The organism is Amycolatopsis sp. MEPSY49 (genome assembly GCF_051337345.1).
Lineage (GTDB): Bacteria > Actinomycetota > Actinomycetes > Mycobacteriales > Pseudonocardiaceae > Amycolatopsis.
In genome coordinates this window covers 33722-60191 of the sequence record NZ_JBDLYJ010000024.1, presented here as the reverse complement: position 1 = coordinate 60191, position 26470 = coordinate 33722, and the positions used below count along the sequence as shown (strand labels likewise).

27 protein-coding genes are annotated in these 26470 nt (G+C 71.7%); 15 read left to right on the top strand and 12 right to left on the bottom strand.

Going from position 1 to position 26470, the window contains the following annotated elements; translation table 11 throughout:
• Positions 1-42: 42 nt before the first annotated feature.
• The 4 genes from ABFJ78_RS48770 to ABFJ78_RS48755 all read left to right on the top strand — a co-directional run bounded on the left by ABFJ78_RS48770 (position 43) and on the right by ABFJ78_RS48755 (position 3545).
• Entirely contained in the window at positions 43-966 is a 924-nt protein-coding gene (locus ABFJ78_RS48770; protein WP_436394446.1) for an ACP S-malonyltransferase, read from the top strand.
• On the top strand, positions 963-1946 hold the full coding sequence (locus tag ABFJ78_RS48765) for a beta-ketoacyl-ACP synthase III (protein ID WP_436394445.1): 984 nt from the start codon (positions 963-965) through the stop codon (positions 1944-1946). The genes ABFJ78_RS48770 and ABFJ78_RS48765 overlap by 4 nt, the downstream gene beginning before the upstream one ends.
• A 74-nt stretch (positions 1947-2020) precedes the next feature.
• Positions 2021-2266 carry an acyl carrier protein gene (locus ABFJ78_RS48760; protein ID WP_004559006.1) on the top strand — a complete coding sequence of 82 codons (246 nt, stop codon included), beginning with the start codon at positions 2021-2023 and terminating at the stop codon, positions 2264-2266.
• A 28-nt stretch (positions 2267-2294) separates the two neighbouring features.
• Positions 2295-3545: a beta-ketoacyl-[acyl-carrier-protein] synthase family protein gene (locus tag ABFJ78_RS48755; protein WP_436394444.1), complete on the top strand. Its 1251-nt coding sequence runs from the start codon at positions 2295-2297 to the stop codon at positions 3543-3545.
• Positions 3546-3593: 48 nt separating this feature from the next.
• Here ABFJ78_RS48755 and ABFJ78_RS48750 read toward each other — a convergent pair whose 3' ends face one another.
• Positions 3594-4187 carry a hypothetical protein gene (locus ABFJ78_RS48750; protein WP_436394443.1) on the bottom strand — a complete coding sequence of 198 codons (594 nt, stop codon included), beginning with the start codon at positions 4185-4187 and terminating at the stop codon, positions 3594-3596.
• A 31-nt stretch (positions 4188-4218) separates the two neighbouring features.
• Entirely contained in the window at positions 4219-4722 is a 504-nt protein-coding gene (locus ABFJ78_RS48745; protein ID WP_143168778.1) for a DUF3145 domain-containing protein, read from the bottom strand.
• 239 nt (positions 4723-4961) lie between these two features.
• On the opposite strand from ABFJ78_RS48745, the gene ABFJ78_RS48740 reads away from it, so the two are divergent.
• Entirely contained in the window at positions 4962-7289 is a 2328-nt protein-coding gene (locus tag ABFJ78_RS48740; protein WP_436394442.1) for a hypothetical protein, read from the top strand.
• A 3-nt stretch (positions 7290-7292) separates the two neighbouring features.
• Here ABFJ78_RS48740 and ABFJ78_RS48735 read toward each other — a convergent pair whose 3' ends face one another.
• On the bottom strand, positions 7293-8687 hold the full coding sequence (locus ABFJ78_RS48735) for a dihydrolipoyl dehydrogenase family protein (protein WP_436394441.1): 1395 nt from the start codon (positions 8685-8687) through the stop codon (positions 7293-7295).
• 141 nt (positions 8688-8828) lie between these two features.
• Between ABFJ78_RS48735 and ABFJ78_RS48730 the strand changes: the two genes are divergently transcribed.
• Entirely contained in the window at positions 8829-9221 is a 393-nt protein-coding gene (locus ABFJ78_RS48730) for an Lsr2 dimerization domain-containing protein (RefSeq protein ID WP_436394440.1), read from the top strand.
• A 23-nt stretch (positions 9222-9244) separates the two neighbouring features.
• Here ABFJ78_RS48730 and ABFJ78_RS48725 read toward each other — a convergent pair whose 3' ends face one another.
• The 5 genes from ABFJ78_RS48725 to ABFJ78_RS48705 all read right to left on the bottom strand — a co-directional run bounded on the left by ABFJ78_RS48725 (position 9245) and on the right by ABFJ78_RS48705 (position 13564).
• Entirely contained in the window at positions 9245-9976 is a 732-nt protein-coding gene (locus tag ABFJ78_RS48725) for a lipoate--protein ligase family protein (RefSeq protein ID WP_436394439.1), read from the bottom strand.
• Positions 9973-11361, bottom strand: coding sequence for an NAD(P)(+) transhydrogenase (Re/Si-specific) subunit beta (locus tag ABFJ78_RS48720; protein ID WP_436394438.1), 1389 nt, complete (start codon positions 11359-11361; stop codon positions 9973-9975). Before ABFJ78_RS48720 ends, ABFJ78_RS48725 begins: the two co-directional genes overlap by 4 nt.
• Positions 11358-11669 (bottom strand): NAD(P) transhydrogenase subunit alpha, encoded by a 312-nt coding sequence (locus tag ABFJ78_RS48715; RefSeq protein WP_329050201.1) that lies wholly within the window; start codon positions 11667-11669, stop codon positions 11358-11360. Before ABFJ78_RS48715 ends, ABFJ78_RS48720 begins: the two co-directional genes overlap by 4 nt.
• Positions 11666-12778 (bottom strand): Re/Si-specific NAD(P)(+) transhydrogenase subunit alpha, encoded by a 1113-nt coding sequence (locus ABFJ78_RS48710; protein WP_436394437.1) that lies wholly within the window; start codon positions 12776-12778, stop codon positions 11666-11668. The genes ABFJ78_RS48715 and ABFJ78_RS48710 overlap by 4 nt, the downstream gene beginning before the upstream one ends.
• A gap of 123 nt (positions 12779-12901) precedes the next feature.
• Positions 12902-13564 (bottom strand): TetR family transcriptional regulator, encoded by a 663-nt coding sequence (locus ABFJ78_RS48705; protein WP_436394436.1) that lies wholly within the window; start codon positions 13562-13564, stop codon positions 12902-12904.
• A 91-nt stretch (positions 13565-13655) separates the two neighbouring features.
• Here ABFJ78_RS48705 and ABFJ78_RS48700 point away from each other — a divergent pair, with 91 nt between their 5' ends.
• From ABFJ78_RS48700 to ABFJ78_RS48675, 6 genes are all read left to right on the top strand, one after another.
• A complete protein-coding gene (locus tag ABFJ78_RS48700; protein WP_436394435.1) occupies positions 13656-14723 on the top strand; it encodes a ferredoxin reductase in 1068 nt (355 codons plus the stop codon).
• A 10-nt stretch (positions 14724-14733) separates the two neighbouring features.
• The gene (locus ABFJ78_RS48695; protein WP_436394434.1) at positions 14734-15840 is read left to right on the top strand and encodes a fatty acid desaturase family protein; all 1107 of its coding nucleotides are present in this window, start codon (positions 14734-14736) and stop codon (positions 15838-15840) included.
• Between the two features lie 7 nt (positions 15841-15847).
• Positions 15848-16048, top strand: a complete 201-nt coding sequence (locus ABFJ78_RS48690) for a hypothetical protein (protein ID WP_086846523.1) — start codon at positions 15848-15850, stop codon at positions 16046-16048.
• 255 nt (positions 16049-16303) lie between these two features.
• Positions 16304-17596 (top strand): sensor histidine kinase, encoded by a 1293-nt coding sequence (locus ABFJ78_RS48685; RefSeq protein ID WP_436394433.1) that lies wholly within the window; start codon positions 16304-16306, stop codon positions 17594-17596.
• Between the two features lie 9 nt (positions 17597-17605).
• The gene (locus ABFJ78_RS48680; protein ID WP_436394432.1) at positions 17606-18250 is read left to right on the top strand and encodes a response regulator transcription factor; all 645 of its coding nucleotides are present in this window, start codon (positions 17606-17608) and stop codon (positions 18248-18250) included.
• 16 nt (positions 18251-18266) lie between these two features.
• On the top strand, positions 18267-18677 hold the full coding sequence (locus ABFJ78_RS48675) for a secondary thiamine-phosphate synthase enzyme YjbQ (protein ID WP_086680010.1): 411 nt from the start codon (positions 18267-18269) through the stop codon (positions 18675-18677).
• On the opposite strand, the gene ABFJ78_RS48670 is transcribed toward ABFJ78_RS48675, so the two are convergent.
• Positions 18615-19607 carry an ABC transporter permease gene (locus ABFJ78_RS48670; RefSeq protein ID WP_436394431.1) on the bottom strand — a complete coding sequence of 331 codons (993 nt, stop codon included), beginning with the start codon at positions 19605-19607 and terminating at the stop codon, positions 18615-18617. The two genes, ABFJ78_RS48675 and ABFJ78_RS48670, sit on opposite strands and share 63 nt — an antisense overlap.
• A gap of 105 nt (positions 19608-19712) precedes the next feature.
• Here ABFJ78_RS48670 and ABFJ78_RS48665 point away from each other — a divergent pair, with 105 nt between their 5' ends.
• Together ABFJ78_RS48665 and ABFJ78_RS48660 are read left to right on the top strand one after the other, a co-directional pair.
• Positions 19713-20408: a haloacid dehalogenase-like hydrolase gene (locus ABFJ78_RS48665; RefSeq protein WP_436394430.1), complete on the top strand. Its 696-nt coding sequence runs from the start codon at positions 19713-19715 to the stop codon at positions 20406-20408.
• A 112-nt stretch (positions 20409-20520) separates the two neighbouring features.
• On the top strand, positions 20521-22638 hold the full coding sequence (locus ABFJ78_RS48660; RefSeq protein WP_436394429.1) for a bifunctional lysylphosphatidylglycerol flippase/synthetase MprF: 2118 nt from the start codon (positions 20521-20523) through the stop codon (positions 22636-22638).
• On the opposite strand, the gene ABFJ78_RS48655 is transcribed toward ABFJ78_RS48660, so the two are convergent.
• The 3 genes from ABFJ78_RS48655 to ABFJ78_RS48645 are packed head-to-tail and all read right to left on the bottom strand — an operon-like array spanning position 22616 to position 25933.
• Positions 22616-23293 carry a hypothetical protein gene (locus ABFJ78_RS48655; RefSeq protein ID WP_436394428.1) on the bottom strand — a complete coding sequence of 226 codons (678 nt, stop codon included), beginning with the start codon at positions 23291-23293 and terminating at the stop codon, positions 22616-22618. The genes ABFJ78_RS48660 and ABFJ78_RS48655 overlap by 23 nt on opposite strands.
• Positions 23294-23321: 28 nt before the next feature.
• Entirely contained in the window at positions 23322-24185 is an 864-nt protein-coding gene (locus ABFJ78_RS48650) for a hypothetical protein (protein WP_436394427.1), read from the bottom strand.
• Entirely contained in the window at positions 24185-25933 is a 1749-nt protein-coding gene (locus ABFJ78_RS48645) for a proline--tRNA ligase (RefSeq protein ID WP_436394426.1), read from the bottom strand. The genes ABFJ78_RS48650 and ABFJ78_RS48645 overlap by 1 nt, the downstream gene beginning before the upstream one ends.
• Before the next feature lie 124 nt (positions 25934-26057).
• Between ABFJ78_RS48645 and ABFJ78_RS48640 the strand changes: the two genes are divergently transcribed.
• Entirely contained in the window at positions 26058-26402 is a 345-nt protein-coding gene (locus ABFJ78_RS48640) for a VOC family protein (RefSeq protein ID WP_372670799.1), read from the top strand.
• Positions 26403-26470 lie beyond the last annotated feature (68 nt).

Sequence of the window (26470 nt, the reverse complement as noted above, 5' to 3'; positions counted from 1 at the left end):
TCGGCATCCCCAAACGGCGCCGCACCCGTGTTGTCTTGAAGGGTGACAGCAGCAGTCCTCGCTCCCGGTCAGGGGTCCCAGGCCCCCGGTATGTTCACGCCCTGGCTCGACCTCGACGGCGCGCGCGAGCGCGTCGCCAACTGGTCCGAGCGCGCGGGCCTCGACCTGCTCCGCCTCGGCACCGAGGCGGACGCCGACGAGATCCAGGACACCGCCGTCGCGCAGCCGCTGATCGTCGCGCTGTCGCTGCTCACCTTCGAGCACCTCCAGGCCACCGCGCCGGTCCCCGCGGACGCGCCGGTCGCCGGGCACTCCGTCGGCGAGCTCGCCGCCGCCGCGATCGCGGGGGTACTGCGGCCCGAAGACGCCGTCGCGCTGGCCGCCGTCCGGGGTGCCGAGATGGCGAAGGCGTGCGCGCTGGAGCCGACGTCGATGGCGGCGGTCATGCTCGGTGACCCCGAGCAGGTCGTCGCGTGGCTGGAAGAGCAGGGCCTGACCGCGGCGAACCGCAACGGAGCGGGGCAGATCGTCGCCTCCGGTGCCGCCGACGCCATCGCGAAGATCGTCGCCGAGCCCCTGGAAGGCACGAAGATCCGCGCCCTCAAGGTCGCCGGCGCGTTCCACACGCAGTACATGGCGCCCGCCGAAGAGGCGCTGCGCGCCCACGCCGCCGGGCTGACCCCGGCCGACCCGACGCGCCCGCTGCTGTCCAACGCGGACGGCGCCGTCGTCACCAGCGGGGCCGAGTACCTGGACCGCCTGGTCAAGCAGGTCACCCGGTCGGTCCGCTGGGACCTGACGATGGACGGCCTGGTGTCCCTCGGCGTCACCCGCACCGTCGAACTCGCGCCCGCGGGCACGCTGACCGGCCTGGTCAAGCGGCAGCTCAAGGGTGTCGTCACCACTACCACCGCGCTGAAGACGCCGGCCGAGCTGGCCGCGCTGCGCCAGGAGGACGCCTCGTGACCGACCGACCCGCCCTGAGCCTCAACCCCGGCTCCCGCGGCAGCCGCGTGCTGGGCATCGGCAGCGCGCAGCCCGAGAAGATCGTCACCAACGACGACCTCTCGAAGATCATGGACACCAACGACGAGTGGATCCGGACGCGCGTCGGGATCATCGAGCGCCGGTTCGCGGAGAAGGACGAGTCGCTCACCGACTTCGCCGTCGCCGCCGGCACCGCCGCGCTCGCCGACGCGGGTGTCGACCCGTCCGAAGTGGACACGGTGATCCTGCCGAACTGCACCATGCCGACGCTGATCCCGAACGCCGCCGCCCAGGTCGCCGCGCGGATCGGCATCCCGGGCCCCGGCGCGTTCGACCTCAACGCCGCGTGCGCCGGGTTCTGCTACGGCCTCGGCCTCGCCTCCGACCTGATCCGGGCCGGCTCGGCGAAGAAGGTCCTCGTGATCGGCGCGGAGAAGCTCACCGACTCGGTCGACCCGACCGACCGGGCGAACGCGATCATCTTCGCCGACGGCGCGGGTGCCGCGGTCGTCGGCGCGTCCGACGAGCCGCAGATCGGCCCGGTCTCCTGGGGCAGCGCCGGCGACCTGGTCGACCTGATCGGCATGACCGAGGAGAAGTTCATCTACCAGGAGGGCCAGTCGGTCTTCCGGTGGGCGACGACCCAGATCGCGCCGATCGCCATGCGCGCGCTGGAGGTGGCCGGGCTCAAGCCGTCCGATGTGGACGTGCTGATCCCGCACCAGGCGAACCTGCGCATCGTCGAGGCGATCGCGAAGAAGCTGCGGGCCAACGGCGCCCGTGACGACATGGTCGTCGCCGACGACATCAAGTACTCCGGCAACACCTCGTCGGCGTCCATCCCCCTCGCGCTGGACCACATGCGCAAGGCCGGGACGGCGAAGCCGGGCGACGTGGTGCTGGCGGTCGGGTTCGGCGCGGGCCTGTCCTACGCCGGGCAGGCGTTCGTCTGCCCCTGATCACCGTTACGCTCCCCGCGGGCATTCGCCCGAGGGCAACAGACCCCCAGAAAGACCGAGAAGGGAACAACCCCATGGCTGACAACGCTGAGATCCTCGCCGGCCTCGCCGAGATCGTCGAAGAGGTGGCCGGTGTGGCTCAGGACGACGTCACCGCCGAGAAGTCGTTCGTGGACGACCTGGACATCGACTCGCTGTCGATGGTCGAGATCGCCGTGCAGGCCGAGGACAAGTTCGGCGTCAAGATCCCGGACGACGAGCTCGCCAACCTCAAGACCGTGGGCGACGCGGTGAACTACGTGTCCGCCAACTCGAAGTAAGTCCTCTTCCCTCCTTGAGGAGACTCCCATGAGCAACATCGACGTCGTGATCACCGGTCTCGGCGCCACCACACCGCTCGGCGGGGACGTCACGTCCACCTGGGACGGTCTGTTGGCCGGTCGGAGCGGGATCCGGACGATCGAGGCCGACTGGGTCGAGGAGCTGCAGCTGCCGGTCAAGATCGGCGGTCAGCTGGCCGTCGACCCGGCCGAGGTCCTGCCGCGGGTCCAGGCCCGCCGGATGGACCGCTGCGAGCAGGTCGCGCTGATCGCCGCCCGCCAGGCGTGGGCCGACGCCGGGTACTCCGAGCCGACCGACGAGCACACCGACGTGGACCCCGACCGCCTCGGCGTGTCGATCGGGACGGGCGTCGGCGGTCCGGTCACCCTGCTCACCCAGAACGATCTGTTGCACCAGCAGGGTCTCCGCAAGGTGTCGCCGCTGACCGTGCCGATGCTGATGCCGAACGGCCCGGCCGCGCACGTGGGCATCGACCTGAAGGCGCGGGCCGGGGTGCACTCCCCGGCCTCGGCCTGCGCTTCGGGTGCCGAGGGCATCGCGAGCGGGGTGGAGATGATCCGCTCCGGCCGCGCCGACGTCGTGATCGCGGGGGGCGCCGAAGCGTGCATCCACCCGATCACGCTGGCCGGCTTCGCCCAGGCCCGCACCGTGTCCACCCGCAACGACGACCCGGCGAGCGCGTCGCGGCCGTTCGACGCGAGCCGGGACGGCTTCGTCCTCGGCGAGGGCTCCGGCGTGGTCATCCTGGAGCGCGCCGACCAGGCGAAGGCCCGCGGGGCGCGCGTCTACGCGACGATCGCCGGGCACGGCATCACCTCGGACGCCTACCACATCACCGGCAACCACCCCGAGGGTCTCGGCCAGATCGCCGCGATGCGCGCGGCGATGAAGATGGCCGGCGTCACCGCTGCGGACGTCGGGCACGTGAACGCCCACGCGACGTCCACTGTGGTCGGTGACATCGGCGAGGCCGCGGCGATCCGCAACGCGATCGGGGACCACCCGGTCGTGACGGCCCCGAAGGGCGCGCTCGGTCACCTCGTCGGCGGCGCCGGCGCGGTCGAGGCGATCATCACGATCCTCTCGCTGTACCACGGCATCGTGCCGGCCACGCTCAACCTGACCGACCAGGACCCGCGAGTGCAGCTGGACGTCGTGTCGGGCGAGGCGCGCAAGGTGGAGCTGACCGCGGCGATCAGCAACTCGTTCGGCTTCGGCGGGCACAACACCGCGCTGCTGTTCACCCCGGCGGCCTGAGTTCCGCAGCTGTGAAAAAAGGGGCCCGGCTTCGGCCGGGCCCCTTTTTCAGCACTTTTCGAGCTCGGGTGAAGGTCCGGGGTCCACGGTGTCGATCCGGAGCGCTTGTTCCTGCACGACCATGGGCAGGACCAGCCGCCAGTGCAGGCACGTCGCACGCATGTCGTCCGGAGCGTGCTGGAGGTCCTGCGTGCTGGTGAAGGCGACCAGCACCCGCAGCGACTGTCCCGCACCGCGCTCGATGCGGTAGACGACGATCTCGCTGTCTTTTGTGGACTGGAAGTCCTTCTTCCAGTCCGCCAAGGTCTTGCTGCGCCTGCGCGCTTCGCTGACCACTGTTTGCCATTGGGCGTAGTCGAGGTCGTTGATGGCCGAGAAGTACGTCTCCAGCGTCTTGCGCACGGCGTCGGCCTGCGGGTGGTTCTTCGCGTCGTCGGTCATCCCGACGACGCCCGTCACGGCCGGCGCGCCGTTGCCCGCCGACGAACGCGTGGTCGTGGCGGCGGTGGATTCGCCGGCGGCCTGGTCGGGCCGGCGGTAGAGCTCGCGCGCGAGCAGGCCCGCACCGACGGTCACGGAAAGCACCACGACCACGACGGGCACCAGCCAGCGCTGGCGGGAGCTGGGGGCGGGGGTGGTCACGCCGACGAGCGTACCGGCCCCCGTCCCGCGGCTAGCCGACCTGGTGCAGCCAGGTCACCGGCGCGCCGTCGCCGGCGTGGCGGTAGGGCTCGAGCGCCTCGTCCCAGCTCGCGGCGAGGAGTTCGTCGAGCTTGTGCGCGAGGGACTCACCCCCGCGGGTCATGGCGACGAGGGCGCGCAGCTGGTCTTCGCCCACCACGATGTCGCCGTTGGCGCTGGTCCGCCCGTGCCACAGGCCGAGGCCGGGCGCGAAGCAGAACCGTTCGCCGTCGACGCCCGCGCTGGGCTCTTCGGTCACCTCGAACCGAATCATCGGCCACGCCTTGAGCGCGGCCGCCAGTTTGGCGCCGGTGCCCGCGGGCGCGCGCCAACCGCATTCGGCGCGAAGCTGACCCGGACTGGCCGGCTGCGCCGTCCACTTCAGGTCAACGCGGGCACCCAGGGTGCCCGAAATAGCCCACTCGACGTGCGGACACACCGCAGACGGCGACGAGTGGACGTACACCACACCTCGGGTGCTGCCACGGGTGCTCACTGCTACCTCCGCTTGTTGCTCGACGAGGGACGTCTTCCCCTACGCCCTGACTCGAGCTGCGGTGCGGCCTCAGCGCGGCTCCCGAATGCCGCCTCCGATGCGTTGTAGCACATTCTGCACCCCAACCGTGCTGTTTGGCCACATGAACACCACAAGTCACCCGGGGCACCACTTTCGGAGGGCACGCGGCCGCGTCTTCCCCGTGTCGCACGGTTCGCTGGGCCGGGCGCGCTAGCGTGATGACCCGGAACGACGAGCAGGGAGGGGTTTCGGTGCGACTGGTGCGCCTGGAGCGGCAGCAGTCCCGGGTCGCCGACGACGTCCGGGCGGCGCTGGCGTCCCTCGGTCGTGGAAGCACCGTGATCGGCGGGATCGCGCTGGTGGGCGTCGGCTCGGTGACCGAGCGCCCGATCGAGGCGGTGGTCCTGCTCCCCCACGGGGTGATCATCGTGATCGGCGTGGACCTCCCGGACCCGGCCCTGCGGTTGGAGGCCCCGTTGGGAGCCTCGTGGAAGGCGGACGGCTGGCCCTTGGTCGCCGACGACGACGCGATCAACCCGGCGACGGAAGCGCTGGACATCTCCCAGGCGTGCGAGCGGCGGATCGCCGCGCTGGTCCCGGGAACGGGCCCGGTGGGGACGATAGTCGCGGTAGGACCGTACGTGGAGACGGTCGACCAGCCGGCCACGGACTTGGCGGGGCCGGTGCGGGTGTTGCACCCGACCCCGACGACGATGCTGGCGGCAACGGTGTCGTTGGCGACAGCGCACCGGCCCCGGTCGGTGGACCAGGTGCGGGCGTTGATCCGGGGGTTGGCCCCGGAGGCACCGGAGTTTTCGGACGAGGTGCTCCTGGGCGAGGGTTTCAGCCGGTTCACGGACGATTCACCGCCGGAGTCCCTTTGGGACAGTGGCCCGGCGGTACCGAGCCAACCGGGCGCGGCGGGTGCGGTAGCGGCAGGTGCGGCCGGCTCCACAGGCTCGGCCGCGGTGAGCACAAGCCCGGCTCCGAGTTCGGCTGCGGCTGCGGCCGGTGCGGCCGGCTCCACGGGCTCGGCCGCGGCGAGCGCAAACCCTGCTCCGAGTTCGGCTGCCTCGGCCGAGCCGGCTTCCGCCCCTTCGACTTCAGGCTCGGCCGAACCAACCTCCCCCGCCGAGGAGTCGCCGGCCGCGAATCCGGCCGAGCCGACCGCGCCCACTGCGAACCCGGCCGAGCCGAGTTCGCCCACTGTGGACAGCGCCGGATGGCATACCAAAACTCCGGTCCCCGACGAAACCGAACCGGCGACATCACCCGCCGAGGACTCTGAGCCCACCGCCGCACCGGAAGCTGCTCTCGCCTCGGCTCCGCCGGACTCCGCCGCCGAAGCTTCCTCCCCGCTCGCGGCATCCGAGCGCACCGAAGTGCTGCCATCCGCAGCAGACTCCGAGCGCACCGAAAAGCTCCCCGCGCCGGCCGCGCCCGCCCTTCCGCTGTTCCCAGGTGCCGTGCCGCCTCGGCCGGCAGGTTCCACCCAGCCGGGTGCTCTCGCCGCCGACACCGAGCGAACCGAGAACCTCACAGCCGCAGCCGGGGCAGCCGCCCCGGGGCCGACCACGCCAAAGCGGCCCAACCACACCGAGCCGGCCCGACCCACCCCGACCGAGCCACCCAACGAACCGACCCACACCACCCAGACCAAGCCAGAACCGCCCAACCACACCCAGCCGGCCCGACCCACCCCGACCGAGCCATCCAACGAACCAGCCCACACCACCCAGACCAAGCCAGAACCGCCCAACCACACCGAGCCGGCACGCCTCACCCCGACCGAGCGACCCAACCACACCGAGCCGGCACAACCCGCCCAGCCCCAAGCCACCAACGCACAACCACAGGCCGCCCGGCCACAGCCCCCAGCGGACTCCCCACCCCCCTTCCCCACCCCGCGCCCGACCCCGCGCGAAACCGCCCCCACCTCGAAAACCGTCCGCTGGATCCCCCTGGCCGCGATCGCTCTCCTGGTCGCCCTGGTCGTCGCCGCCGTCGTCGTGGCCACCTCCGGCGACAGCGGGAACACCGACACCGCCGCCCCCACCGGGCCGCCTACCCCCGCCACCCAGCCGCCACCGCGAACCAGCACCCCGGTCGCGCAAAGCCTGCAATTCTCGCTGCGCGCCGCCGATCACGATCAGCGCTGCGCCTCCCACGCCTTCGGCGATGCCCAAGCCAGCCTGCAGCAGACCAGCTGCGCCGGTGTCCGGCGCGCCTCCTACGCCGCCGTCATCGACGGGCGGGCTGCCGCCGTCACCATCGGGATCGTCGAGTTCGGCGATGCCGCCCAGGCCGCCGCCTTCAAGGCCGTTGCCGACACCCCCGGCGGCGGCGGTGTGCTCGACCTCGCCACCGAGACCGGCAAGTGGGGCGCCACCCCCGCGCCGCGCTTCGAGAACGCCGCCTACGCCTCCAAGGTCGCCGGCACGTCCGTGCGGCTCGTCCAGGCCGTCTGGGCGCCGGGACCGTCCACTTCGGACGATCCCGGCCTCACCCGGGCCGCGCAGGCCGCCCTCGACCTGCCCGCCCAATAGCCGTCAGAGCCCGTACGCCTCCAGCAGCCGCAGCCACACCTCGCTGATCGTCGGGAACGACGGCACCGCGTGCCACAGCCGGTCCAGCGGCACTTCCCCGACGATCGCGATCGTCGCCGAGTGCAGCAGCTCCGAGACGTCCTGGCCGACGAACGTCACGCCCAGCAGGACGTTCCGCTCGGTGTCGACGACGATCCGGGCCTTGCCCGTGTAGCCGTCCGCGTGCAGCGACGAGCCCGCCACCGCGATGTCGATGTCGACGACCTTGTCGGCCGATCCCGGCCGCGCGTCCGCCAGCCCGACCGCCGCCACCTCCGGGTCGGTGAACACGACCTGCGGCACCGCGTGGTGGTCGGCCGTCGCGGTGAACTTGCTCCAGGGCTCCGCCGCCGAGAAAGTCCCCGCCGCCAGCGCCGCCACCGTGTCGCCCGCCGCACGGGCGCCGTACTTGCCCTGGTGGGTCAGCGGGGCCCGGCCGGTGACGTCGCCCGCCGCGTACAGCCAGCCACCGTCCACTGCGGACACGCGGCCGGTGTCGTCGACCTCCAGCGCGCGCCCCTCCTCGACCCCGAACGCGTCCAGGCCCAGCCCGGCCGTCGCGGGACGGCGGCCCGTCGCCAGCAGCAGCTCGTCGACGACGACCGTCTCGCCGTCCTTCAACGTCAGCTCGGTGCTGCCCTCGCCCGCGGCGACCCGCTCGATCCCCGACTCCGTGTGCACGTACACGCCGGCCTCACGCAGCCCGTGCAGGACCAGGTCGCCGGCGAACGCGGCGTTGCGCGGCAGCGGCCGCTCGCCGGTGATCACCAGGTGGACCTCCGAGCCGAGCGTGGCGAACGCCTGCGCCATCTCGACGCCGACCACCCCGCCGCCGAGGACACCGAGCCGCCGCGGCACCGACTCCGCCGACGTCGCCTCCCGCGAGCCCCACGGCCGGATCGTGTCGAGCCCCGGGATCGACGGCCTGCTCGGCACGCTGCCGGTGCACACGATCACCGCGTGCCGCGCGGTCAGGACGCGGTCGCCGTCGAGGGTGACCTCCCGCTCACCGGTGAGCACGCCGTGCCCGCGGATCGGCTCGATGCCGGCGCCGCGCGCCCACTCGACCTGGCCCGTGTCGTCGCCCTTGCCGGTGAACCAGTCCCGGCGCGCGAACACCGCCGCGGGGTCGAGCCGGTCGCCGACTGGCACGCCGGGGATCCGCTTCGCCGCGGCCAGCAGGTTTCCCGGCCGCAGCAACGCCTTGCTCGGGATGCAGGCCCAATAGGAGCACTCACCGCCGAAGAGCTCGTGCTCGACGAGCGCGACCTTGAGACCTCCCTTGGCCGCCCGTTCGGCGGCCACCTCCCCCACCGGGCCCGCGCCGATCACCACTACGTCAAAAGTCTGTCCGGACATGGCATCAGCGCACACCACCGCGCGGGTTCGCGCAAGCCAGCGGTTATCCTCGTCTTCGAAGCTGCAAGGTATCGGCGGCCCGGGGTGCCGTCGGCTCCGGTGCGCGCGAAACACCCACGTTCGGAGCACGGGAGGTTTGTCGTGGCCAGGAACACGGCTGTGCAGGTGCTGGATGATCTGACCGGCGAGCCCGCGGCGGAGACCGTCGGGTTCGGGCTGGACGGCATCGACTACGACATCGACCTCTCCTTCGCCAACGCCGACGCGCTGCGCGAGCTGCTGCAGCGCTACGCCGACGCCGGCCGCCGCACGGGCGGCCGCAAGCGCCGGCCGCGGATCGTCCCGGGCGCGAAGCGGCCGCGGGCGAAGGCGACGCCGAAGAAGGTGACCGCCAAGGCCGAGCCGAAGAAGACCGCCAAGGCGAAGGCCGAGCCCGCGAAGACGACGCGCACCCGCAAGGCGGCGGAGCCGAAGAAGACCACGCGGGCAACGGCCCGGAAGGTCCCCGGTGTGACGTTCTCGGCTACCGAGTAGTCCACAGTAGACAGGCCCCGAGATCAGGCCGCGCGCTGGGCGCCGTCCGCGTGCCACGACGGGTACCGGTACCGCGTGTGCAGCAGCGCCCGCTGCCGGGCCAGCTCGGCCGCCGACGGCGGGCGCGGCACCAGCGTCCCGAGGATCTGCGACGCCGCCGCCCGCACCGCCGCCTCGACGGCCGGGAAGCCGGGCCGGAGCCCGTGCTCGGCCAGCGACGCCACCGGGCTGCGGTGGGAGTCGAGCGGCCGCGGGTCCGGCGGCGCGCTCGTCAGGTAGCGGCCGACCAGCGCCGCCGACGTCTCCACCAGCAACGTCGAGTGGGCCAGCAGCCCGCCCTTGGTGCGGAACACGGCGAAGCCGCACAGCTTCGCGTCGTCGACGAACAGGCCGCGGTCGCCGATCCGCGGCACCAGCCCCAGCTGGTCGACAGCGGCGCTCATCACCTTGCCGAGCGTCTCCAGCGGCCGGTCGGTGGGCCCCGGCAGGACCAGCGTGACGTTCAGGTTGCCGGGGTCGTGGAACACGGTGCCGCCGCCGCTGGCCCGCCGCAGCACGGGGACGCCGTCGCGCTCGCACTCCGCGACGCGCACCTCGCGCGCGATCCGCTGGCCGCGCCCCACCACGACGCAGACCGGGTTGCGCCAGAGCCACAGCACCGGTGACTCGGGCGCAACCCGGATGAGCGCTTCGTCGAACGCCAGGTTCTCCACGGGGTCGGTGAACGCGGCACGCACATCCGACCCGGTCGTCATAGCGCCTTGAGTTCCTCCACGATCTCGCCCACCGACGACTTGGCGTCCCCGAAGAGCATGCTGGTCTTCGGATCGTAGAACAGGTCGTTGTCGATCCCGGCGAAGCCGGAGGCCATCCCGCGTTTCAAGACGATCACGGACCGGCTCTCGTTGACCTTGAGGATCGGCATCCCGTAGATCGGCGAGCTCGGGTCGGTCTGCGCCGCCGGGTTCGTGACGTCGTTCGCGCCGATCACCAGCGCGACGTCGGTCTGGGCGAACTCGGAGTTGATCTCGTCCATCTCCTTGAGCTGCTCGTACGGCACGTCGGCCTCGGCGAGCAGCACGTTCATGTGCCCCGGCATCCGGCCGGCGACCGGGTGGATCGCGTACGCGACCGTGATGCCCTTCTTCTCGAGCAGTTTCGCCATCTCGCGGACGGTGTGCTGGGCCTGGGCCACGGCCATGCCGTACCCGGGCACCACGACGACCTTGCTCGCGTACGCCATCTGGATCGCGGTGTCGGCCGCGCTGGTCGAGCGCACCGGACGGGCTTCCTTCGTCCCGCCGCCGGCCGCCACCGCCGGCCCGCCGCCGAAACCGCCCGCGACGATCGCCGGGATGGACCGGTTCATCGCCTTGGCCATCAGGTTGGTCAGGATCGAACCGGACGCGCCGACGATCATGCCCGCCACGATCAGCGCCGTGTTGTCCAGCGCGAGACCCATCGCCGCGGCCGAGAGCCCGGTGAACGCGTTGAGCAGCGAGATGACGACCGGCATGTCCGCGCCGCCGATCGGCAGCACGACCGTGAGGCCGAGGATGCCCGCCGCGACGAGCAGGCCGATGATCAGCAGCTCGTGGTCGCCGCCCGCGACGATGATCACCGCGCAGGCGACCGCGACCAGCAGGAGCAGCGCGTTCACCGGCTGCTGCAGCTTGCCCATGGTGATCGGGCGGCCGCTGATCAGCTCCTGGAGCTTGCCGAACGCGACGTTCGAGCCCCAGAAGGAGATCGACCCGACGATCGCCGCGAACAGCGACGCGATCGAGATGTAGAGCGGCTCGTGCGCGTAGCCGTCGGTGGAGTTGAACTCGACCCACGCGATGAGCGCGACCGCGCCGCCGCCGACGCCGTTGAACAGCGCCACCATCTGCGGCATCGCGGTCATCTTGACCTTGCGCGCCGACGGGACGCCGACGACGACGCCGATCCCGACGCCGAGCGCGATCAGCACCCAGTTGCCCATCCCGGGGGTGAGCAGGGTGGCGACGACGGCGATGCCCATACCGACCGCGGCGATCCAGTTGCCGCGGACGGCGGTGCGCGGGCCGGTCAGGCCCATCAGGCCGTAGATGAAGAGGGCGAACGCGATGATGTAGAGGATCGCGATGAAGTCGGTCACTTCTCGTCCTCCTCGGCCGGAGCGGGTTTCTTGCCCTTGAACATCGACAGCATCCGGTCGGTGACCAGGAACCCGCCGACGACGTTGATCGTGCCGAAGGCGATCGCGATCACCAGCAGGATCTTGTTGAAGACGCCGTCGACGCCGAGGCCGAGCACGACCAGCCCGCCGAGCAGCACGATGCCGTGGATGGCGTTGGTGCCGGACATCAGCGGCGTGTGCAGGGTGTTGGGCACCTTGGAGATGACGGCGAAGCCGACGAACCCGGCGAGCACGAGCACCGCCAGGTTCTGCACGAGTGGGCTCACGCAACGCTCCCTTCGCGCCCGGCCACGCAGGCACCGGCGACGATCTCGTCTTCGAAGTTCAGCTCCAGCGCGCCTTCCTTCGTCACGAGCAGCTCCAGCAGCTCGGTGACGTTGCGGGCGTACAACTCGCTGGCGTGCGAAGGCATTTCGGCGGGCAGGTTCAGCGGGGACGAGATGGTGACGTCGTGCTCCACGACGTCCTCGCCCGGCTTGGTCAGCTCGCAGTTGCCGCCGGTCTCGCCGGCGAGGTCGACCACGACCGACCCGGCGGGCATGCCCTTGACGGCGTCCGCGGTGACCAGGGTCGGCGCCTTGCGGCCCGGCACCAGCGCCGTGGTGATCACGACGTCGAACTTCGTGATGGCCTCGGTGAGCCGCCGCTGCTGCTCCTCGCGCTCCTCCGCGGTCAGCTCGCGGGCGTACCCGCCTTCGCCGACCGCCTCGATGCCGAGGTCCAGGAACTGCGCGCCGAGCGACTTGACCTGCTCGGCGACCTCGGGCCGGACGTCGTAGCCGGTGGTCTGCGCGCCGAGCCGTTTCGCCGTGGCGAGCGCCTGCAGGCCGGCGACGCCGGCGCCGAGCACCAGCACCTTGGCCGGCGGGACGGTGCCCGCCGCGGTGGTGAGCATCGGGAAGAAGCGCGGGAGCTTCTGCGCCGCGAGCAGCACGGCGCGGTAGCCGCCGATGCTGGCCTGCGACGACAGCGCGTCCATCGCCTGCGCCCGGGAGATCCGCGGGACCGCCTCCATCGCGAACGCGCGCAGACCCGCTTCTTCGAGCTTCGCGAGCCCGTCCGGGTTGCCGCGCGGGTCGAGGAAGCCGATGAGCACGGCGCCCCGGCTCAGTTTCGCGACTTCCGCGGGTGAGGGCGGGTTGACCTTGACGACGATCGACGCGCCCCAGGCGTCGCCGAGCTCGGCGCCCGCTTGGGTGTACGCGTCGTCACTCAGGTGCGCACCGGACCCGGCGCCCGGTTCGACCAGGACGCGCAGCCCGCGCTGCGCGAGCCTCCCGACCAGTTTGGGCACCATGGCCACCCGGCGCTCCCCGGGGCGTGACTCGGCCACCACACCCACGGTGAGCTGCTGAAGCTGTTCGCTGTCCGCCACACGACCTCCTCATCGGCGAGGCACGATCCGAGGGTTGTACCACGCCGGACCGACAGTCCCCAGTGACCTGGGTCGCAAGTCCGGGGGTTGTGCCGGGAAATACGGGTGCCGTGCGGAATGCGCTCAGGCCGATTTCCAGTGCGGGATCCCGAGCAGGATCAACCGCAGCCGTTTTTCCGCCGTTCCGGTGATTTTCCCGTCCTCACCTGGGCGGGCTTCCAGCAGTTCGACGGTGGTCGTGATCATCGCGGAAACGATCAAGTCGGCCAGCATGTGCAGGTCTTCGGTGCTCCACGCGCGCAACGGCGCGAACCGCGCGAGGTCGATCGCGAGGTCGCCGGAGAACATCTTCAGCTCCACGGCGATGGAGCGGGCGAGCGGGCCGCCGCCGTAGCGCTCGCGCGTCAGGAACCGGAAATGGTCCTCGTGCGCGCGGACGAATTGGTGCACCGTGGCGACCGAGGCGCTGATCATCCCCTGGTAGGTGTCGGGGTCGGTGCGCGCCGAGCGCATCATGCCGCGCAGCGTGCCCGTCGCCTCTTCGACGAGCGCGACGCCGAGCTCCTCCATCGAGGCGAAGTGCCGGTAGAAGGCCGTCGGGACGATGCCGGCGCCCTTCGCGACCTCGCGGAGGGAAAGCGTGGCGAACGGGCGGTCGGCCAGCAGGTCGAGGGCGGCGTCCAGCAAGGCCTGGCGCGTGCGCTGCTTGCGCTCTTGACGACTGACCGGCGCCAGCGGGTCTTCGGACACGGGGTCCAGCGTACGGATGTCCACCGCGTTGCTCACGTCACATCCTCGGGGTCTCGCGTTGACAGGTGCTCCACTCGTGCAGTGCACTATTCAGTGTACAGTCGTTCACTGTAATCGAGGAGGACAGATGACGGCGCTCATCCCCCGGCGGGTGCGCAGTCTCGCTTCGCTGGCCGAAGCGCTGCTGACGCCGCACGGGATGGACCGCTACCTGGAGCTCGTCGACCCGATGCTGGTCCGCCGCGAGATCCGCGGGCTGGTCACGGCCGTGCGGAAGCAGACGCCGGACACCGTCACCCTCACCGTCAAGCCCAGCCGCGCGTGGCCCGGCTTCACCGCCGGGCAGTACGTCCGCGTGCAGGTGGAGATCGACGGCGTCCGGCGCACGCGCTGCTATTCGCCGTGCGGTTCGCAGTACGACGGCGAACTGGAGTTCACCGTCAAGGAGCAGGGCCTCGTCTCGGGGCACCTGAACCGCGCGGTCGGCGTCGGCTCGGTGGTCGGTCTGTCCACTCCGGACGGTGGGTTCACGCTGCCCGCCACCCGGCCGGACCGCGTCCTGCTGATCGCGGGCGGCAGCGGCATCACGCCGGTGCTCGCCATGGCCCGCACGCTGGTGGCCGAGGGCCACACCGGCGAGATCGTGTTCGTGCAGTACTCGAACGGGCCGGCCGACGCGCTGTACCGCACCGAACTGGCCGAGCTCGCCGCCCGCCACCCCGGGTTGCGGGTCGTGCACGCCTACACCCATTCGAAGGGCGGCGATCTGAACGGCTTCTTCGCGCCGGAGCACCTCGCGCGGGTCGCCCCCTGGTACCGCGACGCGGAGGCGTTCGTCTGCGGCCCGAAGCCGCTGATGGACGCGGTCCGCGAGGAGTTGGGTGAACGCGTGCACACCGAAGAGTTCACGCCGCCGGCGTTGACCTTCGACACGGCCGCCGCGGAAGGCCGGGTGCGCTTCAAGCGCAGCGGGCGGGAGTGCGCCAACTCCGGGAAGCCGTTGCTGGAGCAGGCCGAAGAGGCGGGCCTGTCGCCGGAGCATGGCTGCCGGATGGGCATCTGCTTCTCCTGCACCCAGCTCAAGACCGCCGGGCGCGTCCGCAACGCCCGTACCGGCGAGGTGTCCGGCGACGAAGACGAAGAAATCCAGCTCTGCATCTCCGTCCCCGTCGGGGACGTCGAGATCGACGTGTGAGGAGAGTGCCATGACCGGTCTGCAGGACCGCCTGACCCCGGAACAGGTCGAGGAGTTCGGCCGCGAGCTCGACGCGCTGCGCCAGCGGATCGTCGACGACCTCGGCCAGGAGGACGTCGACTACATCCACACCATCATCAAGACCCAGCGCGGGCTGGAGGTGGCCGGCCGGGCGCTGCTGTTCGCCGGGTTCTTCCCGCCCGCGTGGCTCGCCGGCGTCGGCGCGCTGTCGGTGGCCAAGATCCTGGACAACATGGAGATCGGCCACAACGTCATGCACGGCCAGTACGACTGGACGCGCGACCCGGCGCTGAGCTCGCAGCGCTTCGAGTGGGACACGGTGGCGCCGGCCGAGAACTGGCGGCACTCGCACAACTACATCCACCACACGTACACCAACATCGTCGACAAGGACCGCGACGTCGGCTACGGCATCCTGCGGATGGACACCGCCCAGAAGTGGCACCCGTACTACCTGGGCAACCCGGTGTACGCGACGCTGCTGGCGCTGTTCTTCCAGTGGGGCGTGATGCTGCACGACCTCGAGGTCGAGAACGTCGTCAAGGGTTCGCGGACCTGGGCCGACAACGTGCCGATCCTGAAGAAGATCGTGCGGAAGGCGTCGCGGCAGATCGGCAAGGACTACGTCCTGTTCCCGCTGCTGACCGGCCCGCTGGCCCCGCTGACGTTCCTCGGCAACGCGACGGCGAACCTGACCCGCAACCTGTGGGCGTTCGCGATCATCTTCTGCGGCCACTTCCCGGCGGACGTCGAGAGCTTCACGGAGGAGGAGACGGCTTCGGAATCGCGGGGGCAGTGGTACCTGCGCCAGATCCTCGGTTCGGCGAACATCACGGGCGGCCCGCTGTTCCACATCATGAGCGGCAACCTGTCCCACCAGATCGAGCACCACCTGTTCCCGGACATCCCGGCCCGCCGGTACCCGCAGATCGCCGGCGAGGTGCGCGCGATCTGCGAGAAGTACGGGCTGCCGTACCACACGGGACCGCTGCGCAAGCAGCTCTGGTCGGTGGCGAAGAAGATCGTGAAGCTGGCCCTGCCTGACCCGCAGTCCCCGGCTACCGTGGAACCCGACCGGCAGCTCCGAGCAGCGTGAGGGTGACATGGTGGGCCAGTTCGAGCGCGAGAAGGACACCCTGCAGGTGATCACCGAATCAGCGGCGACGCACGTCGGCAACATAGCGTCGATCATCACGGGCGCGATCCGCGACATCGCCCGCGAGACGGGCGACTGGCTCACCGACGTGATCGAGATGCGCGAAGCGGCGCAGCGGGCCCGGGAGGACGACCCGGACGCCCCGTGAGCCTGGGTTGGTGACGGCCACTTCGAGGAGTTTCGGAGTGGCCGTCACTCGTTCCGGGGGTTTCGGCGGCAGGCTGCGACGTCATGAAAGAGTCGTTCATGGCGCCGGACGACATGAACGACTCTTTCATGACATCCGGGGCGGGCCGGCGCGGACTTTCGGCCGCCGGAATTGTCGGTGCCTCCCGGTAGCGCGGAAAACGGGGGGCGCCCCCGCGCCCGGTGGATCCCGGGGCCGGGACCGGGGGAAAACCGGATGGGCACCCGACCCCGCCCCAGCCAGACTGGATCCGTGACCAGCACCGACCACCCCCTGCGCCGCGTCTTCGGGCCGCTCGCCACACGGGACTTCTGGGCCGAGTACCTCTGGCTCTGGCTCTCCGCGCCGCTCACCGTCTTCGCCCTGGTCAGCTTCCTGGCCCTCCTCGCGCTCGGCGTCTGGCTCACCCCCGTCCTCCTCGGGTTCCTCGTCCTCGCCGGCGCGATCCTCTACGCCCGCGGCCTCGGCACCGCCCACCGGAAACTCGCCCGAGCCCTCCTCGGCGTCAGCGTCCCCGCCCCACGGCGGCCCGAGCTGAAGCCCGGCCTCTGGGCCTGGGTCAAGGCCCGCGTCGGCGACCCCGCCGGCTGGCGCGCCGCCGGCTATCTCCTCCTGCGCCTGCCCCTCACCCTCGCCGGGCTGTTCGCGACCATCGCCGGGACGCTCTACGCCGTGGCCGCGACCCCCTTCGCCGTCTTCTGGTTCCCGCTCGGCGAGCGGGCCCTGCCGGTCTTCGAAATCCGGGCCGAGCACTGGCCCGGCGCGCTCGCCTGGTCCGCGTCCGGGCTGCTGGTGCTCGTCGCCCTCCCGTGGGTCACGCACGCCTTCGTCTCGCTCGACCGGCTGCTGGTCGTCGGCCTGCTCGGCACGCGGGAGCTGTCCGAACGCGTCCGCGACCTCGAGGCCAGCCGCGCCACCGCCGTCGAAGACGCCGCGCTGCGGCTGCGGCGCATCGAGCGCGACCTGCACGACGGCGCCCAGGCCCAGCTCGTCGCGCTGGCGATGAAGCTCGGGCTGGCCAAGGACGAACTCGAGAACGCCGATCTGCCGCAGGTCAAGCAGCTGGTCACCGCGGCCCACGCCAACGCCAAGCAGGCGCTGACCGAGCTGCGCGACCTCGCCCGCGGCATCCACCCCGCCGCCCTCGACGCCGGGCTCGACGTCGCCCTCGCCACCCTCGTCGCGACGTCCGGCATGGACGCGCGGGTCACCGTCGACCTGACGCGCCGCCCGCCGCCGTCGCTCGAGACGATCGTCTACTTCAGTGCCGCCGAACTGCTCACGAACGCCGCGAAGCACGGCGGGACCACGCACGTCGAGGTCACCGAGGAGCGGGACGTCCTCTGGCTGCGGGTGCGCGACCGCGGCCCCGGCGGCGCCCGGCTCCTCCCGGGCGGCGGGCTGGCCGGGGTCGCCGAACGGCTGCGGACCGTCGACGGCGAACTGGCCGTCACCAGCCCGCCGGGTGGTCCGACCGAAGTGACCGCGCGGGTCCCGCTGCCCCGCTAGGGTCGCGGCATGCGGATCGTCATCGCGGAGGACTCCACCATCCTGCGCCAGGGTCTCGTGGAGCTGCTGACCTTCCGCGGCCACGAGGTCGTCGCCGCGGTGAAGGACGCCGACGCGCTGCGGGCCGCCGTCGGGGAGCACACCCCCGATGTGTCCATTGTGGACATCCGGATGCCGCCGACGCACACCGACGAGGGCCTGCGAGCGGCGATCGCGCTGCGCCGCGAGTCACCGAGCCACGCGATCCTGCTGTTCTCCCAGTACGTCGAGACGAAGTACGCGGCCCAGCTGCTGGCCGACCGCGCGGGCGGCGTCGGCTACCTGCTCAAGGACCGCGTCGCCGAGGTCTCGGACTTCCTCGACGCGCTGCGCCGGGTCGCCGACGGCGAGACGGTCCTCGACCCCGAAGTCGTCAGCCAGCTCTTCTCGGCGACGCGCCAGACCGACGCGCTCAGCGGCCTGACCCCGCGGGAACGCGAAGTCCTGGGCCTGATGGCCGAGGGCCGGTCGAACTCCGCGATCGCCGCGGAACTGTTCCTCTCGGCCGGATCCGTCGAGAAGTACGTGACGTCGATCTTCGGCAAGCTCGGCCTGCCACCGTCCGAAGGGGACAATCGCCGGGTCCTCGCGGTGCTGCGCTACCTGGAAACCTGAGCCTAGGCTGGAACCCATGTACTCCACCGAGATCGAAGTCCGCACCGGCGCCGAAGCCGTCGTCCACGACCTCACCCACGAGGCCGAGGAGTTCCTGCGCGACGCCGACGCGGCGGACGGCCTGCTGCACGTCTGGGTCCCGCACGCCACCGCCGGCCTGGCGATCCTCGAAACCGGCGCGGGCAGCGACGAGGACCTGCTGACCGCGCTCGACGAGCTGCTCCCCCGCGACGGCCGCTGGCGGCACCGGCACGGCAGCCCGGGCCACGGCCGTGACCACGTGCTCCCCGCGCTGGTGCCGCCCTACGCGACGATCCCGGTGCTCGGCGGTGTCCTCGCGCTGGGCACCTGGCAGTCGATCTGCCTAGTGGACACCAACCTCGACAACCCGGTCCGCAAGGTGCGGTTCAGCCTGCTCGCGGGCTGAGGGCCACAGCGCCACCAGCAGGCCCGCGGCCAGCAGCGCGCCGAGCACCCAGACGCCGGTCGTGACGTCGGGCGCGTCCGGCACGCCCTGCAGCAGGCTTCGCAGGCCCTCGGTCGAGAAGCGGAACGGCGTCCAGGACCACAGCAGCGTGCGGTAGGCCGGGTTCAGCAGCTCGGGCACCTGCCCGGCGACCGCGGGCGCCACCAGGTACAGCGGGCCGAGCACGACCATCGCGCGCAGGCCCAGCACGCGCAGCAGACCCGCTTGCAGGGCCGCGAACGCCGTCGCCGCGAGGAAGACGAACCCCAGGACACTCGCGTCGAGCGGCAGCGCGGAGTCCCAGAGCGCGAAGAACCCCGCCACGGCCGCCGTCACCAGCACACCGGCGCCGACGACCTGCAGGAACCGCGCGCCGGCACCGATCGTGCGGCCGCTGCGCTTGGCCAGCTGCGTCAGCGCGAGCCCCGCGACGAGCGCGCCGATCCACGCGAGCGCGGACGCGGCCAGCGGCGCGGTCCGGCCGGCGACGCTCACGGGGTGCAGCACCTCCTGCTTCGGCGCGCCGCCCAGCGCGGCCGCCCCGGCGGTGAGCGCCTGCTGCGCGACCTGCGTACCGGCCGGGTTGACCGCCCCCGACGTCACGACGGTCGCGGGCGAGCCGAGTTCGAGCACGCCGTAGACCTTCTTGTCCTCCAGCAGCCGGCGGGCCTCGGCCGGGGTCGTGACGGTCCAGGCGAGCTGGCCGCCACCATGCGCCGCGATGCGCTGGGCGAGCTCCGGCGGGCCGGCGACCGCCACCGGGACGCCGTCCGGCGCGGCGGTGGCCTGCGCGCCGAAGGTGAGGAACCCGAGCACCACGGCGACCAGCGCGCCGGCCACGGCGGCGACCAAGGCGAGCGCCCCGGCGGGGCGCCGGACGGGACCGGTCATGACAACCTCCAGTTATTCGTCATGTGTTGAATTACTGGCCAAGGTACGACCACGACCCAGGAAAGTCAACGCGTGTTGAATTGAGTCACCGGTAGCCTCGGCAGCGTGACGAAGACACGGCTGGTGCTCTGGGACATCGACCACACGCTGGTGGACTTCACCGGCCTCGGCTCCGCCTGGTACGCGGCGGCGCTCGCCGCGACGACCGGGACCGAGCTGGTCTCCTACCCCGACTTCGGCGGCCGCACCGAGCGGGCGATCAGCACCGACCTGCTCACCGCCCACGGCATCGAACCGACCGAGGAGCTGCTCCAGGCGCTCTGGCTGGCGCTGATCGCGGAGTCCGAACGCGCCGTCGAGCACCTCCCGACGTCCGGCCGCGCGCTGCCGGGCGCCGCCGAAGCGCTGAAGGCGTTCGCCGGGCACGACGGCGTCGTCCAGTCGCTCGTCACCGGCAACCTGCCGGAGATCTCGCGGCACAAGCTCGCCGCGTTCGGCCTGCACGAGCACCTCGACCTCGACATCGGCGGCTACGGCACGCTGTCGGCGCACCGCCCCGACCTCGTGCCGCACGCGGTGTCGCTCGCCGCGGCCAAGCACGGCACGGAGTTCGCCGCCGGCGCGGTGGTCGTCATCGGCGACACCCCGAACGACGTCGACGCCGCCCTGCACCACGGCGCGGTTTCGATCGCGGTGGCGACCGGGCACTACACCGCCGAGGAACTGCGGGCGGCGGGCGCGCACACCGTGCTGCCGGATCTCGCCGACACCGACGCCGTCCGGACGGCCGTTTTCGGCTGAGAGTCGTCCTTCAGAGGGGGTCAACCCTCATTCGAAGGGACGACCCCTTAGGGGTCAATCTCCTTCGTTTGCCCGATGTGGGTAGGGGCCGGCACTCGCCATGCTGTCCCGCATGACTGAAGCAGCGTCGGCGGCCGTGACCGCCGGAGGGGGACGCATCCGGGGCGCGGCCGCGGTGCTCAGACAGCGTCTGCCGTTCACGAGCACCGTCGTGCTCGCCATGCTCGTGCTGGCCGTCGCGACCGGGGCGCTGTGGAACGCCGCCGAGGACCGCGCGGCCTACCCGTTCATCGCCTACGGGCTGCCGTCGCTGGAGGCGGGCCGGTGGTGGACGATGCTCACCGGGCCGTTCTTCGCCGTCGTCCCGTGGTTCTACCTCCCGATGGTCGGCAGCTTCGCGCTCTTCGCCGGCTTCGCCGAGTGGCAGCTGGGAACGCGGCGCGCGATGGCCGTGACCATCGGCGGCCAGTTCGTCTCGGTCCTCGTCGCGACGCAGTTCCTCGCGCTGTGCCGCAATTCCGGCTGGCTGTGGGCCGAACGCATGGGCGGCAGCCTCGACGTCGGGTTCTCCGGCGGCGCGCTGGCCGCGGTCGCCGTCGCCAGCGCGACGCTGCGGCCGCCGTGGGCGCTGCGGCTGCGGGCCGGGCTCTGCGTGTACGCCGGGGTCGCGATCGTCTACGTCGGCACGCTCGCCGACCTCGTCCACTTCTTCGCGCTGCTGCTGGCGATCCCGCTCGGCAACCGGCTCGTCGGCTCCCGCCGGGTGCCGTCGGCGGGCCCGAACGCGCGGGAGTGGCGGCTGCTGACCGTCGCCGGCCTGCTGCTGCTCACCATCGCCGAGATCGTCATGTTCCTGGTTCCCGGCGACGGCCCGTTCGGCTCCGACGAAGGGGTTTCGCTGTCGGCGCCGGAGCTCGCGCTCCTCGTGCTGGTCGTGGTGCCGATGCTCAACGGGCTGCGCAAGGGCGGCCGCGTCGCGTGGCGCTGGGCGGTCGCGCTGTCGGTCTTCGTCACCGTGCAGGGGCTCGCCGCGGCCACGGTCTACGGGCTGGCCGAGGTCTTCGGGTCGGAGTACGACACCACCGGCCTGCCGCTGTTCTTCGTGGACAATCTCTTGTGGACGGTCGAGCTGGGCGTGCTGATCGCCGCGCAGCACGCGTTCCGCGTCCCGTCGAAGCGACGGCTGCGCCGCCACGCGCAAGGACCCGGGCCGGCGCTGGCCCGGACGCTGCTCGACCGGCACGGCGGCAGCACGCTGTCGTGGATGACGACCTGGCCGCGCAACACGTACTTCGTCCGCGAGGACGGCCGGTCCTACCTCGCCTACCGCAAGCACGCGGGCGTCGCCGTCGCGCTCGGCGACCCGATCGCGCCGGACGGCACGGCGGCGGCGACCGTCACCGAGTTCGCCTCGATGTGCGAGAACACCGGCCTGGTGCCGTGCGTGTTCTCCGCGACGGAGGAGACGGTCGCGGCCACGCGCGAGCTGGGCTGGCAGCACGTCCAGGTCGCCGAGGACAACGTGCTCGACCTGGAGGGCCTGGAGTTCCGCGGCAAGGCGTGGCAGGACGTCCGGTCGGCGCTGAACAAGGCCGGCAAGCAGGACATCGAGTTCCGGCTGGTCCGCTTGGCCGACCAGCCGGAGCCGATCCTGGCCCAGGTCCGCGCGCTGTCGGAAGAGTGGATGGCGGACAAGGGCATGCCGGAGATGGGCTTCACCCTCGGCGGGCTCGACGAGGCGATGGACCCGGCGACGCGGGTCGGCCTGGCGGTGGACGCCGAGGGCACGGTCCACGGCGTGACGTCGTGGCTGCCGGTGTACACGGGCGCGGGCCAGGTCGGCGGCTGGACGCTGGACGTCATGCGCCGCAGCGCCCACGGTTTCCGGCCGGTGATGGAGTTCCTGATCGCGTCGGCGTGCATGGCGTTCCGTGCGGAAGGGGCGCGGTTCGTGTCGCTGTCGGGGGCGCCCTTGGCGCGCAGCGCTTCTCCGGCGTGCACGCTGGACCGGGCGCTGGAATCGCTGGGCCGGGTCATGGAGCCGTACTACGGGTTCCGGTCGCTGCACGCGTTCAAGGCGAAGTTCCAGCCCCGGCGCGTGCCGCTGTACCTGGCGTACCGGGACGTGGCCGACCTGCCGCGGATCGGGCTGGCGCTCGGCCGGGCCTACCTGCCGGACGTCCGGCTGCGGGAGCTGGCGAAGCTGGTCAGTAGCTCTCGGGCACGCTGATCCGCTGCGGAAACCGGATCTTCCGGCGGCTGACGACGTTCTGGTCCTTCTCGATCAGCCTGCCGTCGGTCAGCCGGAGCCAGTGGCCGTTCCGCGAATCGGTGAAGGCGAGCATCACGCCGGGCGTCATGTCCGGGCGCTGCCACCCTTCGCGGATCGGCATCCGCCACTTCCCGGGCGGGAGGATGGCGTAGAGGTACTCGTCGTCCTCGATGACCGGCCCGCGGTGCAGGGTGGACCCGGTCATCGGCAGGTGCCGCACGAGGTCGAACGAGACGACGACGTGGTTGACGGCTTCGGCGTTCGCGTTGGAGACGACCATGTCGACGCCGCCGCCCTCGGTGGTTTCGATCCACGCGGTGACTTTGGCGGCCTGCTCCTGGCGTTCCCGCTGGTCGCGTTTGACCCGCTCCGCGCGCGCCACCCGGTTGTCCCGGATGGCGATCCACAGCGCGACGACGACCGCGCCGATCGTCCCGACGCCACCCACCCACTGCCCACCGGCGGCCCACCAGTCCGGATTCCGCGGCTCGACGAGCCAGATCCACGCTTTCGCCAGCAGAGGTCCGAAGAGGAGCAGGAACCCGCTGACGGCCAGCACGCCGAACGCGCCGGTCCGGATCCGGTCCAGCCGTCTGTCCGCATCACCGGTCATGGCACCACAGCCTGCCGAAGTTCGGCGGTCAGCGGTAGGTGGTCGGCGGCGGAGTGGTCGTGCCGCGGCCGGCCGCCGGCACGAACCGGTAGCTCTCCACGATCTTGACGAGGTCCTCGCGGATCGTCGGTCCGGAACGATCGCTGTCCGCGTACGCCACCATCACGCCGGACGCGCCCGAGCCGGTCCCGAAGCCCATCGCCACCACCAAAGCGTGCTTCGCCGCGCACTCGCCCGTTGCCGCCGGAGCCACTTTCGCGACGACCACCCGGGCCGTGGCCTTCGTGCCGTCGGCCTTCGTGAGCTCGGCGTCCGAGCCCGGGCTCACCTGGGACGTCCCGCCGTACGCTCCCACCGCCAGGTCCGTCGCGGCCTTGCGCGCCGCCGCCTCAGGATCGGCGAGGGGTTCGGTGGTGACGCCCGCGCCGCCCAGGGTGTCGCGACCGCAGAAGTCCTTGCCCAGGAACGCGCTCGTGATCAGCCGGATCGACGGCGAGTCCCAGCCGTGCTGCGTGGTCGGGGCCGGCTCCCAGTTCGGCGGGACGTCGTAGGCGTACGAACCGTCCCGGCCCGCTACCGACTGCCAGCCGCTCGTCAACGCGGGCACTGTCACCCGCGGCGAAGGCGTCACGACCAGCGGCGCGGGTGGCGACGACGCCGCCGGCCGCGGCTTGCCGACACCCAGCGCGTTCAGCACGCCGGCGATCAACGCGATGAACACCAGCCCGAACCACGGCGCCCGCCGCCACTTCAACGGCTTCGCGGCCGGGCGGATCCGCTTCGGCCGCGCGCGCGGCGGCGTCGGCGCGTCCGCGGGTTCGTACCCGCCGAACCCGCGGAGCGCCGCGTTGTCCTCGTACCCCGGCGTCGGGTCGTCCGGGTGCCGGGCCATCAGGAGCGGACGAGTTTGACCAGGTGCTCGACGACGGCGTCGACCGCGATCTCCTCGCGCTCGCCCGACCGCCGGTCCTTGACCTCGACGACGCCGTTGGCCAGGCCGCGCCCGACCACCAGAATCGTCGGCACGCCGACCAGCTCGGCGTCGGCGAACTTGACGCCCGGGGTGGCCTTGCGGTCGTCGAGGATGACCTCGATGCCCGCCGCGTCCAGCTCGGCGGCGATCTTCTCGGCGCCGGCCGCGACGGCCTCGTCCTTGCCCGCGATGACGATGTGCACGTCGAACGGCGACACCTCGCGCGGCCAAATCAGGCCGAGGTCGTCGTGGTTCTGCTCGGCGAGGACGCCGACCAGCCGCGAGACGCCGACGCCGTACGAACCCATCGTGATCCGGATCGGCTTGGAGTCGGGGCCGAGCGCGTCGAGCTCGAACGCGTCCGCGTACTTGCGGCCGAGCTGGAAGATGTGGCCGATCTCGATGCCGCGCGCGGCGACCAGGGTGCCCTGCCCGTCCGGCGACGCGTCGCCCTCGCGGACCTCGGCGGCCTCGATCGTGCCGTCCGGGGTGAAGTCGCGGCCGGCCAGCAGGTCGACGACGTGGTGGTCGACCTTGTCGGCCCCGGTGACCCAGGCGGTGCCCGGGACGATCCGGGGGTCGGCGAGGTAGCGCACGCCGTTGTCCTGCAGCGCCTTCGGGCCGATGTAGCCCTTGACCAGGAACGGGTTCTTCGCGAAGTCGGCCTCGTCGAGCAGCGCGACCTCGGCGGGCTCCAGCGACGCCTCGAGGCGCTTCATGTCCACTTCGCGGTCGCCCGGGAGCGCGACGCAGACCAGCTCCCACTCCTTCGCGCCCGGCTGACGCGTCTTGAGCATGACGTTCTTCAGCGTGTCGGCCGCGGTGAACGTGCGGCCCAGGTTCGCGTCGTTGAGGAAGTTGACCAGCGTCTCGATGGTCGGCGTGTTCGGCGTGTGGTGCACCTGCGCCTCGGGGCGGCCCTCGATCGGCTGCGCGGGGGGCGCGGGCGTGACGACGGCTTCGACGTTCGCCGCGTAGCCCGACTCCGTGCTGCGGACGTAGGTGTCTTCGCCCGTCTCGGCGACGGCGAGGAACTCCTCGGACGCCGACCCGCCCATCGCGCCCGACGTCGCCTTCACGACGACGTACTCGAGGCCGAGCCGGTCGAACAGCTTCGTGTAGGCCTCGCGGTGGGCCTGGTAGGAGCGCTCCAGGCCCTCGTCGTCGAGGTCGAAGGAGTAGGAGTCCTTCATGACGAACTCGCGGCCGCGCAGGATGCCGGCGCGGGGGCGCGCTTCGTCGCGGTACTTGGTCTGGATCTGGTACAGCGTGACCGGGTAGTCGCGGTACGAGCTGTACTCGCCCTTCACCGTCAGCGTGAAGAGCTCCTCGTGCGTCGGGCCGAGGAGGTAGTCGGCGCCCTTGCGGTCCTTGAGGCGGAAGAGGCTGTCGCCGTACTCCGTCCAGCGGCCGGTGGCCTCGTAGGGCTCCTTCGGCAGCAGCGCGGGGAACTGGATCTCCTGCGCGCCGATCTTGTTCATCTCGTCGCGCACGACGTTCTCGATGCGGCGCAGCACGCGCAGGCCCAGCGGCAGCCACGAGTACCCGCCCGGGGCGACCCGGCGGACGTAGCCGGCGCGTACCAGGAGCCGGTGGCTCGGTACCTCGGCGTCCGCCGGATCCTCGCGCAAGGTGCGAAGGAACAACGACGAAGTCCTGGTGATCACTGCGGGGCTCCCTGCTCCGGGCGGGTGTGAAAGTCCCGCTCAGGGTAGTCACTCCCCCGGCCGTGACTCCAACGGGTTACTCGGCCGCCCGTTTTTGTCGGTGGTGGCCGCTAGCTTCGAGGGCATGGCGATTCACATGGGCATGATCACGATCGACTGCGCGGACCCGCGCGGTCTGGCGGAGTTCTGGACGGCGGCGCTGGGCACCACGGTCGCCCAGGACTACGGCGGCGAGTTCCTGGTGCTCGCGCCGCCCGAGGGCGGGCTGCCGCTGGGGCTGCAACGGGTGCCGGAGCCCCGCGCGGGCAAGAACAGAGTGCACGTCGACTTCGGCGGCGACGATCGCGGGGCGGAGGTGAAACGGCTGGTCGGGCTGGGTGCGAAGGAAGTGGCGGAGCATTCGGTGCCGGGGCTGGCGTGGACGGTGCTGACCGATCCGGAGGGCAACGAGTTCTGCGTATCCGGGTGAGGTAGCTCGGGGAAAGGGCATGAGGAGGTGGTGTAGCTTCCGCCGGAGGGTGTCGGAGCCGTCTGGGG

What these genes read in the sequence shown, in the direction of transcription:
- ABFJ78_RS48760 (WP_004559006.1), top strand. Translation starts at nt 2,021, where the DNA reads ATGGCTGACAACGCTGAGATCCTCGCCGGCCTCGCCGAGATCGTCGAA.
- ABFJ78_RS48755 (WP_436394444.1), top strand. Translation starts at nt 2,295, where the DNA reads ATGAGCAACATCGACGTCGTGATCACCGGTCTCGGCGCCACCACACCG.
- ABFJ78_RS48740 (WP_436394442.1), top strand. Translation starts at nt 4,962, where the DNA reads ATGACCCGGAACGACGAGCAGGGAGGGGTTTCGGTGCGACTGGTGCGC.
- ABFJ78_RS48735 (WP_436394441.1), bottom strand. Translation starts at nt 8,687, where the DNA reads ATGTCCGGACAGACTTTTGACGTAGTGGTGATCGGCGCGGGCCCGGTG.
- ABFJ78_RS48725 (WP_436394439.1), bottom strand. Translation starts at nt 9,976, where the DNA reads ATGACGACCGGGTCGGATGTGCGTGCCGCGTTCACCGACCCCGTGGAG.
- ABFJ78_RS48700 (WP_436394435.1), top strand. Translation starts at nt 13,656, where the DNA reads ATGACGGCGCTCATCCCCCGGCGGGTGCGCAGTCTCGCTTCGCTGGCC.
- ABFJ78_RS48695 (WP_436394434.1), top strand. Translation starts at nt 14,734, where the DNA reads ATGACCGGTCTGCAGGACCGCCTGACCCCGGAACAGGTCGAGGAGTTC.
- ABFJ78_RS48690 (WP_086846523.1), top strand. Translation starts at nt 15,848, where the DNA reads ATGGTGGGCCAGTTCGAGCGCGAGAAGGACACCCTGCAGGTGATCACC.
- ABFJ78_RS48685 (WP_436394433.1), top strand. Translation starts at nt 16,304, where the DNA reads ATGGGCACCCGACCCCGCCCCAGCCAGACTGGATCCGTGACCAGCACC.
- ABFJ78_RS48680 (WP_436394432.1), top strand. Translation starts at nt 17,606, where the DNA reads ATGCGGATCGTCATCGCGGAGGACTCCACCATCCTGCGCCAGGGTCTC.
- ABFJ78_RS48675 (WP_086680010.1), top strand. Translation starts at nt 18,267, where the DNA reads ATGTACTCCACCGAGATCGAAGTCCGCACCGGCGCCGAAGCCGTCGTC.
- ABFJ78_RS48670 (WP_436394431.1), bottom strand. Translation starts at nt 19,607, where the DNA reads ATGACCGGTCCCGTCCGGCGCCCCGCCGGGGCGCTCGCCTTGGTCGCC.
- ABFJ78_RS48660 (WP_436394429.1), top strand. Translation starts at nt 20,521, where the DNA reads ATGACTGAAGCAGCGTCGGCGGCCGTGACCGCCGGAGGGGGACGCATC.
- ABFJ78_RS48655 (WP_436394428.1), bottom strand. Translation starts at nt 23,293, where the DNA reads ATGACCGGTGATGCGGACAGACGGCTGGACCGGATCCGGACCGGCGCG.
- ABFJ78_RS48650 (WP_436394427.1), bottom strand. Translation starts at nt 24,185, where the DNA reads ATGGCCCGGCACCCGGACGACCCGACGCCGGGGTACGAGGACAACGCG.
- ABFJ78_RS48640 (WP_372670799.1), top strand. Translation starts at nt 26,058, where the DNA reads ATGGCGATTCACATGGGCATGATCACGATCGACTGCGCGGACCCGCGC.